The organism is Lacipirellula parvula (assembly GCF_009177095.1).
Classification (GTDB): Bacteria; Planctomycetota; Planctomycetia; order Pirellulales; family Lacipirellulaceae; genus Lacipirellula; species Lacipirellula parvula.
Genome location: NZ_AP021861.1, coordinates 1,472,616 through 1,486,880 on the forward strand (window position 1 = coordinate 1,472,616; position 14,265 = coordinate 1,486,880).

The window sequence follows — 14,265 nt, forward strand, 5'->3', positions numbered from 1 at the left end:
GTCCAAATGACGAAATCCGAATGACGAATGGGTAAGCAGCAGAGTTCATTCGTCATTCGTCATTTGGGAATTCGTCATTGCCCTCGCTCTAGGCGTTCAATCTCATAGGGTTTAAATAACACATGTCGCTCATCGTGCAGAAGTTCGGCGGCACCTCGGTCGCCAATAGCGAAAAGATCATGGCTGCCGCCCGCAAGGCGATTCGCGCGCAGCAGCAGGGGCATCAGGTCGTCATGGTGGTGAGCGCCATGGGCAAGCAGACCGACGTGCTCGTCGACCTCGCTCGCCAGATTACTGAGCAGCCGCCGGCGCGTGAGATGGACATGCTCCTCTCCACCGGCGAGCAAGTGAGCGTCGCGCTGATGGCGATGGCGATTCACGCCCTCGGCGGGCAAGCGGTCAGCCTCACCGGCGGCCAGATCGGCATCAAGACCGACAGCTCGCACACGAAGGCCCGTATTCAGTCGATTTCCGCCGACCGGATGAAGAAGCATCTCGATGACGGCCACATCGTCATCGCGGCCGGCTTCCAAGGGGTCGACGAAGACTACAACATCACGACGCTCGGCCGCGGCGGCAGCGATACGACCGCCGTCGCCCTCGCCGCCGTGTTGCGGGCTGATTCGTGTGAAATCTACACCGACGTCGACGGCGTCTTCACCACCGACCCGCGGATCGTCCCCTCGGCCCGCAAGATGGAGCGGGTAAGTCACGACGAGATGCTGGAACTCGCCAGCCTCGGCGCCGGCGTCATGCACAGCCGCTCGATCGAGTTCGGCAAGAAGTTCGACGTGCCCATCCATGTGCGTAACAGTGCGAGCTTCAGCGACGAGCCGGGGTCGATCATCGGCAGCCTGCCGGAGAGCAGCGATCGCGCGGTGAGCGGTTGTGCGCTCACGAAGAACGAAGCCCGTATTTCGCTCACTGGCGTCCCCGATAAGCCGGGCACGATGCACCGCATTTTCTCGCGGCTGGCGACGGTGAACATCGCCGTCGACATGATCGTGCAGAACATTGGCGCCGGCGGCGTCGCGGATATCGCGTTCACCGTTCTCGAGTCCGACCTGCCTGTGGCGTTGAAGACCGTCGGCGAAGCGGCCCGCGAACTTGGCGGCGAGGTGTCGCACGACGCCAACCTGTCGAAGGTGTCGGTCGTCGGACTCGGCATGGCGACGCAAACCGGCGTCGCCGACCGGATGTTCCGCGCCTTGGCCGACGCTCGCGTGAACATTCAGGCGATCAGCACCAGCCAGATCAAGATCTCGGCGCTCGTCGAACGCTCGCAGGGAATGGAAGCGCTCCGTGCGGTGCACGACGAGTTCGAACTTGAAAAGCCGCCGCAATCGCGGGCCAGCTTCGGCGAAGGCGCGACCAAGGTCGAGCGTCCCAGCCCTGTCGACGTCGTCTCGCGGTTGCAGCGGATGGAAGATCTTACCATCGACGACATTCGGCTCGATCAGACGCAGGGCCGGATTACCATTTCGCAGCTGCCTGACTCGCCCGGCATTGCGGCCGAGATCTTCGAAGCGGTCGCCGCCGAGAGCCTGCTGGTTGACATGATCGTCCAAGGCGCCGGCCGCGACGGGCAGGCGAATCTTAGCTTCACCGTGCCGCGCGACGCGGTGCTGCAAGCCGTCGGCATCGCGATGGAAGCGGCCGACCGCCTCGGTTGCGGTCCGGTGAGCAGCGACGCGACGATCGCCATCTTGAGCGTCTTCGGCGTTGGCATTCGGACGCACGTCGGCGTCGGGGCGCGGATGTTCAAGGCGCTGAGCGAGGCGGGGATCAACGTCGAGATGATCAACACCAGCGAAGTGCGGGTGAACGTCGTCGTCGGCGCCGACAAGGGCGAAGCGGGGTTGAAGGCCCTGCGGACGGCGTTCGCGGACGTGATGGGGTAAGCGTCGCCATTAGCGATGTTGTTTAATTCGCGTTCGGTCGCCCTTGCGCCGCGATGAGCTTTGCCAAGTCGCCGAAAGTCTGCACTTCCTTTGGGAGCGGATCGTGAACTCGCTCCGCAATGCGGCTGATGGCAAGCATCACCAGGCCGGCTGCCGTTACGCCAAGAGCCGGGCCAAGCCAAAAAGAGGATGTATTAGGCTCCGCGTCAAAGGCTGCAAACGCTGCGAAAACGCTGACGATGAAAGTTGCAAATCCTCCGAGGCCGAATGCAACCATTCGAACGTGTTGGATGAGATTTTGAGGCCGGCACAAGCGCAGCTGTTTCACTGCTGGTAAGCGAGCGCCGGAAATCCACTCGGCCCGCGCCCACAGTTTGCAGATGCGGGTAGAACCGCCAAGAGCTCGAAGCGGCGTTGATGGGGCGTAACGGCCGTTCCTAGATTCTGGGAGCCCGCACAGCCCCAGAAAGATCCCGGCTGGTTCGCAGTGGCTTCCGAGAATGGTCACGGGTTCGAATGAAGGGACGCTTGCCTTTCTCGCCATCAGTTCGGCGAGGCACCGCACGGTGAATTGCGGGGCGACGTCACTCTTCCAGCTGCTCCAAGTTGCTTCTCGCTGTGCTTTGGTCATCGCCTTAAGCGATTTGTTTCGTAATTTCAGCCAAATGGCCCAACGATTTTCACTCCATTCGAACTGGAAGTAGCTCGCGAGATCCGCCAGGAACTCAAGAGGGCATTCATGACTGCCGATGGCTGGCAGCATGTAGGTGATTAGCGGCTCGTCGAGCGAGAGGACGACCTCATCGCCGCAGTTCTCGGTGACGAAGGCCTGAATGCCGCGAAACGCCTGCTCGATCGTGTACTTGGTCTTGCGGCGATCGTTGGCGAGAGGCTCGAACATGCGCGGACCCTCCGACTGGTACATGCCTAACACAGGGATGCGTTCAGCGCCTTCTATTAGCCCGGAGCGTCACCCGCCGTTTACGTCGTGCAGGACGTCTTCGTTCACGAAGATCGGCAACTGCGGATCGCAGGTGACGGCCACGGCGATGGCGTCACTCGGGCGGGCGTCGATCTCGATCAGCTCGCCTTCGTGGCGCACTCGCAGGACCGCGTAATAGATGTGGTCCTTTAGTTCGTTGATGACGACGTCTTGGAACTGGCCGCCGAGCTGTTCGACGGCGCTTACCAGCAGATCGTGCGTCAGCGGCCGCGGGGACTCCTGGCGTTTGACGTGTCGATCGATGCTGTTGGCTTCGAAGAGCCCGATGAGGATCGGGAAGGTTCGCGCGCCGTCGATTTCCTTAAGGTAGATGACTTGCTCGTTGTTGATCTCGCTGATGATGATGCGAGAGAGCTCCATCGCGACGGGCATGGGGAGAACGTCCTAATGTGCGGAGGTCGTCGATCGCGGCCGAGGCATGGGGCCGCTCGATGTGGGCATTATAGGAAGTTTGAAACGGCGGTGGGAAGAGTTTGTCGGGAGTCTCGGCAAGCAATTCGAACTGAGAAGCCCGAAGATTCGCCGAATCGCAGTTGTGGGACTCGCGGGATGAGGTTTGAGGCGCCTCCGGCGAGCAGCGTGAATAGGGCCGCGCGGCAGGCTGACAGGAGGCTGCCGAAAGGCGACTAATTTGATTGCAATCGAGGAGCGGCGAGTGGTATAGTAGCGATGGCTCGTTTCTGGAACACAGGGGCAAACGGGCCGTTGGAAGAGGCATGTTTGAAATCTTGTCGCGTCGCGCCGACGGCTTCTGGCCGTGGGCGGCGGCGATTCTGTTGACGCGATCTGCGTTCCTCGGGGAATTTATTTCCACTTGCGAGGAACTGCTAGGCATTGGTCCTCCGGCAAGCCTAGGCGTCTTCGTTGATCGCGGTGGATCGGCTGACGATCTCTCTGCGCGGTCACTTTGCTCGATTTCTTTCGCGGCCAATTCGGCTGCTAGTCATTTTGAACGTTATTCAGTTCATTTAATTGCGGCGGAGGCGAGGCGATGGGACGTAAAGCATGGAGAACGAATGAGTCGGCACGACTCTCGACGACGCGGAGTCAGTGGGCTCCTTGCCAACTGCAACTTGAGCGGCTCGAAGATCGGTTGGCACTAGCTGGCATGCCGGAAGTCATCGGCGACTTCCACGCTAACCTGCCGATGAGCGGGTTGAATCCGACTGCCATGGTCGAAGCCAACGGTCTGGCTTACTTCGCAGCCAAATCCGGGACGACGACGAACGCGCTGTGGAAGAGCGATGGCACTGTCGCCGGGACGATGCTGGTGCGAGACCTCTACTCGGGGAACTCGATCGAGAGTTTGACGAACGTCGGCGGAAGACTTTTTTTCGTTAGCGATCAGACGCTGTGGACGAGTGATGGGACGGCGGAAGGAACGCAGTCGCTCGGCGTCAATTTGCGGACGCTGACTTCAGGCACCTCCGATGCCTACTTGATGACGAATGTTGGCGGGACGCTGTATTTCAACGGTTACGATGCCCTGCATGGGAGTGAACTTTGGAGAAGCGACGGCACCGTCGCAGGAACTTCCATGGTGGCGGATCTCAACCCCAACCAAGCGAGCGGAAACCCGACGGAGATCGTCGACGTCGGCGGCATTGCCTATTTTGCGGCTAGCGATGCAGCTGGGAGAGGTTTGTGGAAGACTAACGGCTCGCTTGCTGGCACGAGTTTGGTCGTCGGAAAGACGGCGGGCGTAAATAACGTTCTCAACCTGACAAGTTCCGGCCAGCACGTCTACTTCGCGGCTCACAGCGGGGCTATGTACCGACTATGGCGAAGCGGCGCCGAAATCAACGGGGCGGAGCTCGTCGTTCCAGCTAGCGGCATGGGAGCGTTTACTTACACCGGTGGCTTGACCAACGTTAACGGGTCAATCTACTTCGTCGGGAATGAAACCGCGACGCTCGATGAAATCTGGCGCATCGACGGCTCGTCGAACGAGGCAAGCCTGCTGAAAGATATCCATGCCAATTCGCCGTTCGCGCTCCCCCTGCGTCGACCGGGAATCCTCACGAACGTGGGAGGAACGCTCTATTTTACTGCCGGTGACGCCGCTCAGCAGCTTTGGAAGTCAGACGGCACTGAGGCCGGAACCGTGCCGATTGCTCAGTCGGGCATCATCGAGGACAGGCGAATCATTGGCGTTGGCGATCGTCTATTCTACCGAAGCGGTACGGCGCTCTGGACGAGCGATGGTACGGCCGCGGGAACGATCTCGTTAGGGCACCGCAACCCAAAGCTTTTGACGGCGGTAGGTTCCAGCGTGATGTTTAGCAGCGTCGGAAGCTCCGGCGCTGCTGAACTATGGCAATCCGATGGGACGCTCACTGGCACCGCGGAAATCGGTTACAGAACGCTCGCTCTACCTTACTACGGGCCGTCGCTAGTGACTTTTCACGAGCTTGGCTACTTCAGCAAGGGAAACTCGCTATGGCGAACCGACGGTACAGCTGCGGGTACCTATTCTGCGTTCGAGATCAATCCAGGCTCGACGACCCAAATCCGGAGCCTTGTCGAAGTTGGCGATGCGCTCTACATCGGAGCTGCCAACGGTAATGACGAGTACCAACTTTGGAAGAGCGATGGCACGCCCGCGGGGACAGAGCTAGTCCACTCGATTCATGAGGTCGGCGCAGGGTTGAATGCCTCCGAATTCTATAATGTCGACGGGACGCTCGTATTCGTTCATGCCATCGCAGGGCCGATCGTCGCGCTGCCGAACTATCGGCTATGGAGCAGTGACGGAACCGAGGCAGGGACGTTCGTCATGCGAGGGCTACCGAACTACCGAAATTACGGAGGTTCGCAAGTTCTGCTTCAGGGTAAGAAGTTGTACTTATTGTTGCCGAGCGAAGCCGAACAGCTGTGGCAGACCGACGGAACCCAAGCGGGGACGATGCCGGTCAGACAGGCGTTGGGAGTGCCTGCAGGGGTGCAGCTAGGCATTCCAGTGCAAACTGGCGATTCGCTGGTGTTTCCCGCGAATGACGGCGTGCATGGCTGGGAGCCCTGGAGAAAAGTCGGCGCGAACTTGCCGTACCTGTTGGCGGATATCAATCCTGGTCCCTCTAACGGCCTTTCGTACTCCGTCTCTTCTTTTAGCGTCAAGTTTTATGTCGCCGGTGAAACATTTTATTTCGGCGCCAACGACGGCGCTCACGGAAGTGAGCCATGGCGAAGTGATGGGACGCACGCAGGAACCTACATGCTGCGAGACGTTTATCCTGGAAGCACTAGTTCGTCTCCGACGCAGTTTGTGCCTGGGGAAGAAGTGGTCTACTTCCGCACATTTGAAAGTGATCAACGGAAGGGAATGTGGACTTCCGACGGTACGCTCTTGGGCACGAGACGTGTCGAGCCATATGGTTTTTCTCGGCTCACTGGTGCCGAGCGAAGCTTCGTTTTCGACGGAATGCTCTATTTCACTGCGACCGACGTTGCACACGGTCTCGAGTTGTGGCGCAGCGATGGCGTCTCGTCGATGGAGTTCCTCGGCGACTTGGCCGTAGGCGACTCATTTGCCCGTGGATTCACAGAAATTGACGGCAAGCTGCTGTTTTTCGCAACTAACGATCAAACGGGCATTCAGTTGTACGCTATTCGCACGGAAGCCGACGGCGGCGACTACGACGGCAATGGCATCGTCGACGGCGGCGATTTTCTGAGTTGGCAACGGCAGTTTGGTTCGACAGCGACGCCCGCTGGGAGCGGCGCCGACGGCGATGAAGACGGCGTCGTCGGCGCGGGAGATCTCGACCTGTGGCGTGCGAACTTCGGACTGAAAGCGCCGTTGCCTGCAACGAATCAGTCTGACGAAAAATTCGCCGCAGCGGCGTCACCCGCGCTGCCTAGCGTTAACGTCGAAACTGCTGCGATTATTTTCGCAGATCTTGAAGAAGTCCGGCCGACGGAGTCCTCGGCAGCGAACGCTACGATTGGCGAGCGAGCTGAATCAATTCGCGGAGCAAGTTCGTGGGCTGATCGCAACATGCGTCCGCTCGATGTGGCGCCGCACATCCATCAAAAGGATGAGGACGATCGGCGGTCACTGTGGTTGAAACGGAACCAAATCGCCACGACGGCGGCGAAGCGCGTCGCGCTGCTAAACCTCGCCTTTGCAGACCCTGCGCGAGACGTGGCTCCTATAAGACCGCCCGTTAAGATTGTGGCAGCGGCGAGCTTCGATGATCTCGACGATCGTTCGTCTAGCGCGATTGCGCTGGAAGAGACGGAGTTTTGGCGAGAGTAAGAGTAGAAGACTGGGGCGAGTTTGCGGTGATTCGCTACCAACTGGCGCCTTGTTTGCATCCAGAGAAGAGACTTCGCGCTGGGGCGAATGCTCCTGATGACTGCAAAGTTGCCGGAATCTTGCCGGCTCTGGTTCATGACTTTGCAAATTGCGGCAAATAGGATGGCCGGTTTGAATGCGGGTGCCCGCACGTCGGCGTGCAGATCAGGGAGAGATTTCGCTTGTGAGTGTCGGCGCGAGTTCTTGCGCTGACGCGCTGTTTTTGTTCGCGGCTATACAGCAGTGTTGCGCGCTCGCGCTACAGTGTGGTGCAGCGCGAGCATTGTGTTTGGGAGGCGGCTTGAATCCTCCCCTGGCCCCTCCCCGCAAGGGAGGGGAGTTTAGGAGGCGGCGGCATCTGGAACGTGTCGGCGACCTTGGTTTGGCAACAGAGAAGAATGTACGAGGCAACGAGATGGATCGCATCGACGTGGAGATTGAATTGGCCCTGGAGACGCTGCGCACCGAACTCGCGGACGCGGCGTCCCGGCATACTGGTGGGGACTTCCTGGCGAGGATGTTGTCGCTGCGCGTCGCGATGTCGCGAGCCATGCGGCGGCGATATCGGGCGTTGGCGACGCAGTTCGACTTGGCGGGGCAGGGGGGCGTTTGCCGTTTGCTGGAGCAGTGGGGCGATAGTGCGGAACTGCACGAGCGAGAAGCGGAGTGCGAATTGTGGGCCGCCGACGCGGAGCCGTTGCCGGCGCCGCTCGATGCTCGCTTATGGAACGCCTATTTCGACGAAATTTCGGTCGCGCGGTCGTGCGAGGCGCTCGGCGCCGCGGCGGCTTGGGAATCACTGAGCGGCGCCGCCGTTGCGCTAGGGCGGCAGCAACTGGCGGCGTCGCGTTTTGCTACGAGTCCGCGGCGTGCGGAGGACGCCCGCGGCGCCGAGTTGCTGACGGCGATTCGGAGCGAGGCTTGGGACGCCGAGCAATTGGCAGAACTCGCGGAAGGCGCCGTTGCGGGGCGCGTCATGGCGTTGCGAATGACGCGGTGGGCGCTGGGGCGTTGCGAGAGCGAAGCGGCGGAACGTCGGGCGCCGCGACGGGGAGCGCGATTGGCGTAAGCTGTTGGTGAGCTCTGCTTGCCCTGATCTAACGCCAAAATAAAAGCCGCGGCTAGTCGAGAGTGACTGGCCGCGGCTTTTTCGTTCTTCATCCGAGCGCGGAACTAGCCCTGGGCGGGGCGGTTCACGACGCGCTTGTTGACGTCGGTTTCAAGCACGCCGAAGGCTTGTTCGTGACGTTGGACCGACAGGTGCAACGCGTGCAGCAAGCGCTTGGCGGTGAAGTAGTTCGTGACCAGCCGCTGGGTGATGACGACGGCTTCCTGCGGGACGCCGAACGGCTGGGCGTTCAGGCCGAAGTCAATGATCAGCTCTTCCGGCGTGCCGGTGACGCGGCAGAAGTTGGCGTAGGAGGTGACGGCGTGCTTGTCTTCAACCTGCACGCGTTGGCCTTCTTGCACGGCTTCGGGCTTCTTTTCTTCGGACATGGTGTGATCCTGGGTTCCGTAGGTGACTGAATTCTGTTGAACCGCAAAGAACGCGGGAGCGTCAAAGCGGACGGCCAAGAAGGGGCGAATCGCGAACGAGACGTTTGGATAAGGAATCGTCGTGCGCCGATGCACCTCCGTGGGTATCGGGTTGAACCGTGGATTTTAGGGGATCGTCTACCGGGGGGCCATAGGCCGGTGGGGCAAACCTGACCGACTGCCAGGATTTTCGGACGGGAGGTAGGAAATGTGCGGAAAGTCCGGAGTTGGGCGCACGTCGCGATGAGCCGGCGGTTGTTTTCGCTCGTCCACCGGCGGAGCCAGTGGCTTTTATGGGGCTAGTCGTCTTGGTCGCCCGACCCCTTAGGGGTGAGGCGGAGAATGACGCTTTGCCCCGGAGGATCGCCGGGCATCACGTAGTCGACAATTTTGCGAAGGTCGATTTTTTTCAGCAGGCCGCGATGGCGCGCTTCGCCTCGTTCATCGACCCAGCTTTGCCCTTTGATAAGGAGCAACTCGTCGAAGGCTTGCCAATGCGCGTCGAGCCAGAACAGGATCTTCCACAGCGGAGCCACGGCGCGAGCGACGATGACGTCGAACGTCCGCAGGTCGAGCAGTTCTTCGACGCGTACGCCGAAGACTTCGGCGCTGAGGCCAAGTTCGTCAACCAGCGATTGCAGCACCTTCGCCTTCTTGCCGACCGAGTCGCAGAGGGTGACGCGTAGGTCGGGACGGCAGATGGCAATGATGATGCCAGGCACGCCGCCGCCGGAGCCGAGATCGAGGACGCGACGCCCTTGCGGCAGTTGCTTCGCGAGTTCGAGGCTATCAAGCACATCGCGGGCGACGAATTTTTCGAACGTCGTATGGCGCGTGAGGTTGATCTGCTCGTTCCAGCGCCAGAGAGCCGTGCGGTAGCGATCGAGCAGTTCGATCTGCGCGGGTTCGAGCTCGATATGATGAGCAGCGAGTGCGGCGGCGAGGTTGGGATGGTCGGCGATGGGCAGGTCGGCGTCTGACACGAAGTTGGGGGTGCTCTGCTAATCGTGGGCAAGGGGTTGGGAATTCGTCATTATCGTGGAAAATGGGGGCGGGGGGAATGGGCCAACCGCACACCTCCCATTCACCAATTCCCCCCACCAGTCACCAGTTCCGCATGTTTGGCGTCATCAACATCAACAAACCGCAGGGGTGGAGCTCGCGCGCGACGCTCGCGCGGGTCGAACGGCTGCTGCGGCCGGTGAAGGTGGGGCATGCGGGAACGCTCGATCCGCTGGCCGAAGGAGTGCTCGTGGCCTGCCTCGGTCCGGCGACGCGGCTGATCGACCGTGTGCAGCGGATGCCGAAGGAGTATGACGCCACCTTTTTGTTGGGGCGTCGCAGCCCCAGCGACGACGTCGACAGCGATGTGGAATTGCTTGCCGCTCCGCCACAGCCGACGCGGGCGGAGATCGAGGCGCTGCTTCCGCAATTCACTGGCGTGATCGAGCAACGGCCGCCGGCGTTCTCGGCGGTGAAGATCGAGGGGCAGCGTGCGTACAAGCTGGCCCGGAAGGGGAGGGAAGTCGAGACCTCGCTGCGAAAGGTCGAGGTCTACGAGATCTCGCTCGGCCGCTATGAGTACCCGGAATTCGAGTTGGCGATCTGCTGCAGCAGCGGCACCTATGTGCGCAGCATCGGTCGCGATCTGGCGGCGCTCCTCGGAACGGCGGCGGTAATGTCGGCGCTCGTGCGGACGGCGGTCGGGCCGTTCCGCGTCGCCGACGCGATGAATCCGCGGGCGCCCGACCTCGAGCGTTTGCAGCAACACTTGCAGTCGCCATTGGCGGCAGTGCCTGACCTGTCGCTCCTGACGCTGACGGCGAGACAAGTCTTCGACGTGCAGCATGGCGGGTTGATCAAGGTCGATCTGCTACCGCCGGAATTGCAGGCGTACGTCGCCTGCGACGAGGGGCTGATTGCCGGCGTCGATGAAGGTGGCGAATTGATCACGCTTCTGAAAGAGGTTCGCCCAGGATTGCTGCGACCCTCCCCCAACTTTCTGCAGCCGGCATAGGCGGCAAGTCTTCTCGCCGTTGGCGGAGTTTGCGGGGCGATTCTTGCGTGGTGGTGCGCGCCTTCCTTCTGCTCTCGGGAAGAATTGATAGTGGCGTTGCTGGAGGACACGTTCGCTATGACAACGCCGCACTAGCCCCGACCTAGCTAGGTCGGGGCTGTTGACCAAAGCTCGGGCCAGATTGGCGCGGTTGTACCAGCGGCGCTGGTCGCTCGCGTTGTTTGCCGCGGGTAAGGGCTAGCACTGCCAGCCGAGAGGTTGAATGCCGCGAGCCGCCGGAGTCGAAGAACTGAGTAGAGAAGCGGTTCGCCGTCGCGGATGACGGTGCGCTTCCCCACGATCGAAAAACCTACGGAAGACTTTTGGGCACGGATGCGCCCAGCGAACGCGCCTCGCGGTCATGACGACTGCGCGGCGTCCGACCAGTTGTTTCGGATCGCCCACGCATCAGTTGCCTATGTTTGAGAACCGTAGCTTAAAGCTCGATCTCGTTGCGCTCGCGCTCTTGGCGTGTTGCGCCTTCTTGGTGACCGCGCTGGCGACGTACGACCCAGCCGATCAGCCGGGGACGCTCGTTTACCCGCCGCGGCCGGAGTACTCGAACGCCTGCGGTCCGATTGGCGCCTACGTGGCGCATGCGCTCTACGCTGGCGTTGGCTATGGCGCCTATTACTTACTCGGTTCGCTGGTAACGCTCAGCGTGCTGCTGCTGAAGCGGCGTGAGATTGATCAGCCGGTGCTGCGCGGCGTCGGTTGGGCGATTTCGCTCGCCGCGTTCGCGACGTTGTTCTCGATGCTCTTTCAGCAAAGCTCGCCGGGCCCGGAAGTCGGCGCCGGCGGCTATTTGGGAGCCATGGGCTTCGCGCTGCTCGAATCGAAGTTCGCGCTCGTGGGAGCGTTCATCCTGGCCCTCAGCGTGCTGATGGCCGGTCTATTGTTGTGTACCGACTACCTGCTGTTGCGGTTTGCAGCGAAGACGACCGTCGTTTCGGGCGCCGGGCTGATGCAGCTCGGCCGCGTGGGGCAACGCGTCGCGACGATGGGCACGACTTCACGTCGCTTGAGTGATCTCGAAGACGGGATCGAAGAGGAAGAGGAATTCGACGAAGCCGAAGCTGAGGAATCCGCTGAGGAAGAGTGGGAAGAGGAAGAAGCGGCTGAAGGCGACGATGAGGCCGAGGAAGAACTCCATTCGCTGCGGGTGAAGACCCCCAGCAGCAAGCAAGCGGCTGCCGAGGAAGAGGTTAGCGCCGACGTCGTGGCGCTCGCCGACGACGACGAGGATGCAAAAGAAGACGCAGACGAATCAGCAGCAGCCGGTGAAAAGCCGCTGGGGATGCGCGCCAAGGTCGCGTCCGCGCTGAAGATCACCAACAACCGCGTCGCCAAACCGAAGCCGAAGTCGGAACGCGAAGAGGTGATGGAGCAACTCGACGCCGCCGAAAACCAAGGCGCCGGCGAGTTCGATTACCAATTGCCGCCGCTTGAACTGCTGCTCCCCTCGGACGAGGTGAGCTACGAAGAGCACGAGAAGGAAGTCCGCCGGAAGGCGAAGATCCTGGAAAAGACCTTCCAGAACTTCGGCTTCAACGTGAAAGTCGTCGAAATCGAGACCGGCCCGGTCATCGCTCAGTTCGAAGTCGAGCTCGAAGCGGGCTTGCGGCTGTCGAAGATCACCGGCCTGGCCGACGACTTGGCGATCGCGCTCCGCGTGCCGAGCGTCCGCATCGTCGCGCCGATCCCCGGCAAGAACACCGTTGGCATTGAAGTGCCGAACGAGCATCGCCAGCTCGTGCGCATCCGCGAGGTGATCGAAGAGACAGACAGCCGCGCCAAGCGGATGAAGATTCCGATCTACCTTGGCAAAGACGTTGCCGGCAATTCGATGGCGGTCGATCTCGCGTCGCTGCCGCATCTGCTGATCGCCGGTCGTACTGGTACGGGTAAGTCGGTCTGCCTCAACTCGATCATCGTCTCGATGATCATGAGCCGCGGGCCGGACGAAGTACGGATGCTGATGATCGACCCGAAGATGGTCGAACTCAGCGGCTACCGCCAGCTGCCGCACCTGATGCATCCGGTGGTGACCGACATGAAGAAGGCCGAGGCGATCCTCGGCTGGGCGGTCGAGAAGATGGAAGAGCGTTACGCGATGCTGGCCCGCGCCGGCGTGCGGCACGTGACGGTCTACAACCAGCTCGGCGAGGAAGAGCTGCGCGAGCGGGTCAAACCGACCAGCGAACTCGAGTGGGAGAATATTCCGCGGAACTTGCCGTTCATCGTGATCATCGCCGACGAAATGGCGGATCTCATGATGACCGCCGGCAAGGAAGTGGAACAGCACATCATCCGCCTCGCCCAAAAGAGCCGTGCGGTCGGCATTCACCTGATTCTCGCCACGCAGAAACCGACGGTCGACGTTATCACCGGTTTGATCAAGTCGAACTTGCCGGCCCGCATCGCGTTTCAGGTGGCGAGCCGCACCGACAGTCGCGTCGTGCTCGACGAGAATGGCGCCGACAAGCTGCTCGGCAACGGCGATATGTTGTTCCTCTCGCCAGGGACGAGCCAGTTGCTCCGCGGCCAGGGAACGTACCTCTCCGACGACGAAATCACAAAGGTCACCGAGTACGTGGCGACCGACGCGCCGCAGTTCGCTCGCGAGTTGATCGACTTGAAGTCGAAGGACGAAGCCGCCGCTGAAATGCCGATGCCCGGCGCCGAGATGAAGAGCCGCGACGACCTGTACGAAGCGGCGGTCGACATTGTGGTGCGCGAACGGCGCGGCAGCGTGTCGTTGCTGCAGCGGTGCCTTGGCATCGGCTACGGCCGCGCGGCGCGTTTGATCGACTACATGGCCGAGGATGGCATCGTCGGCGAGTACAACGGTTCGCAGGCCCGCGAAGTGGCGATCTCAGTCGAAGACTGGGAAGCGATGTCGAGCGCCAACAAGGCCGAGGCCAATGGCGAGGAGCCAGAGGCCGCGTCGCCGGCGGCTCCCCCTGCGCCGCCGATCGCGGCGAGTGCTCCGTCGCAGGAACGCCGCAAGACTAACAAGATCCTGCCGGGCTCCGACGAGCCGAGCGATTTGGAGGACGAAACGCCGCCGCCGAAGAGCCGCGCGTTACGCCTCGGCCGCGACGCCGATGAGGAAGAAGAGGAAGAAGAGGAAGAAGTCGAAGAGGCAGAAGACGACTCCGAGTGGGAAGAGGAATCCGAAGCCGAAGAGGACGAGGAATACGACGAAGAGGAATCTGAGGAAGCCGACGACGAAGAGTGGGATGAAGAAGAGGAAGGCGAAGAAGCCGAAGAGGGCGAGGACGAACTGTGGGAAGAGGATGAAGAGGAAGAGTCGGAGTGGGATGACGAGGAGGAAGCGGAAGAGGACGACGATGATCTAGAGGACCACGGAAAGCGGGCCGCGAGTGCTTAAGCACTCGCGGGAAGCCATTCCCAACCCCGCAAACCTCCCCAATTTGACAGGCCCCAGTCGCGCCTTTATCCTTAAGTG

General features: G+C 61.2%; 9 protein-coding genes. 5 read left to right on the forward strand and 4 right to left on the reverse strand.

Features of this window, described 5'->3' with window-relative positions; genetic code table 11:
• The first annotated feature begins 122 nt into the window (after nucleotides 1-122).
• A complete protein-coding gene (locus PLANPX_RS05560) occupies nucleotides 123-1,901 on the forward strand; it encodes an aspartate kinase (RefSeq protein ID WP_152097776.1) in 1,779 nt (592 codons plus the stop codon).
• Nucleotides 1,902-1,923: 22 nt separating this feature from the next.
• Here PLANPX_RS05560 and PLANPX_RS05565 read toward each other — a convergent pair whose 3' ends face one another.
• Both PLANPX_RS05565 and PLANPX_RS05570 read right to left on the reverse strand, forming a co-directional pair.
• A complete protein-coding gene (locus tag PLANPX_RS05565) occupies nucleotides 1,924-2,664 on the reverse strand; it encodes a hypothetical protein (protein WP_152097777.1) in 741 nt (246 codons plus the stop codon).
• A 207-nt stretch (nucleotides 2,665-2,871) separates the two neighbouring features.
• Nucleotides 2,872-3,276 (reverse strand): bifunctional nuclease family protein, encoded by a 405-nt coding sequence (locus PLANPX_RS05570; RefSeq protein ID WP_152097778.1) that lies wholly within the window; start codon nucleotides 3,274-3,276, stop codon nucleotides 2,872-2,874.
• A 619-nt stretch (nucleotides 3,277-3,895) separates the two neighbouring features.
• Here PLANPX_RS05570 and PLANPX_RS05575 point away from each other — a divergent pair.
• Together PLANPX_RS05575 and PLANPX_RS05580 are read left to right on the forward strand one after the other, a co-directional pair.
• Nucleotides 3,896-7,162: an ELWxxDGT repeat protein gene (locus tag PLANPX_RS05575; RefSeq protein WP_152097779.1), complete on the forward strand. Its 3,267-nt coding sequence runs from the start codon at nucleotides 3,896-3,898 to the stop codon at nucleotides 7,160-7,162.
• A 454-nt stretch (nucleotides 7,163-7,616) separates the two neighbouring features.
• Complete coding sequence (locus tag PLANPX_RS05580; protein WP_152097780.1) at nucleotides 7,617-8,270, forward strand: hypothetical protein; 654 nt, start codon at nucleotides 7,617-7,619, stop codon at nucleotides 8,268-8,270.
• 104 nt (nucleotides 8,271-8,374) lie between these two features.
• Here PLANPX_RS05580 and PLANPX_RS05585 read toward each other — a convergent pair whose 3' ends face one another.
• Together PLANPX_RS05585 and rsmG are read right to left on the reverse strand one after the other, a co-directional pair.
• Nucleotides 8,375-8,698, reverse strand: coding sequence for a DUF3467 domain-containing protein (locus PLANPX_RS05585; protein ID WP_152097781.1), 324 nt, complete (start codon nucleotides 8,696-8,698; stop codon nucleotides 8,375-8,377).
• A gap of 338 nt (nucleotides 8,699-9,036) precedes the next feature.
• Nucleotides 9,037-9,720 carry a 16S rRNA (guanine(527)-N(7))-methyltransferase RsmG gene (rsmG, locus tag PLANPX_RS05590; protein WP_152097782.1) on the reverse strand — a complete coding sequence of 228 codons (684 nt, stop codon included), beginning with the start codon at nucleotides 9,718-9,720 and terminating at the stop codon, nucleotides 9,037-9,039.
• A gap of 134 nt (nucleotides 9,721-9,854) precedes the next feature.
• On the opposite strand from rsmG, the gene truB reads away from it, so the two are divergent.
• Together truB and PLANPX_RS05600 are read left to right on the forward strand one after the other, a co-directional pair.
• The gene (gene truB, locus PLANPX_RS05595; RefSeq protein ID WP_172991892.1) at nucleotides 9,855-10,754 is read left to right on the forward strand and encodes a tRNA pseudouridine(55) synthase TruB; all 900 of its coding nucleotides are present in this window, start codon (nucleotides 9,855-9,857) and stop codon (nucleotides 10,752-10,754) included.
• Nucleotides 10,755-11,211: 457 nt separating this feature from the next.
• Complete coding sequence (locus PLANPX_RS05600) at nucleotides 11,212-14,187, forward strand: FtsK/SpoIIIE family DNA translocase (protein ID WP_152097784.1); 2,976 nt, start codon at nucleotides 11,212-11,214, stop codon at nucleotides 14,185-14,187.
• Nucleotides 14,188-14,265 lie beyond the last annotated feature (78 nt).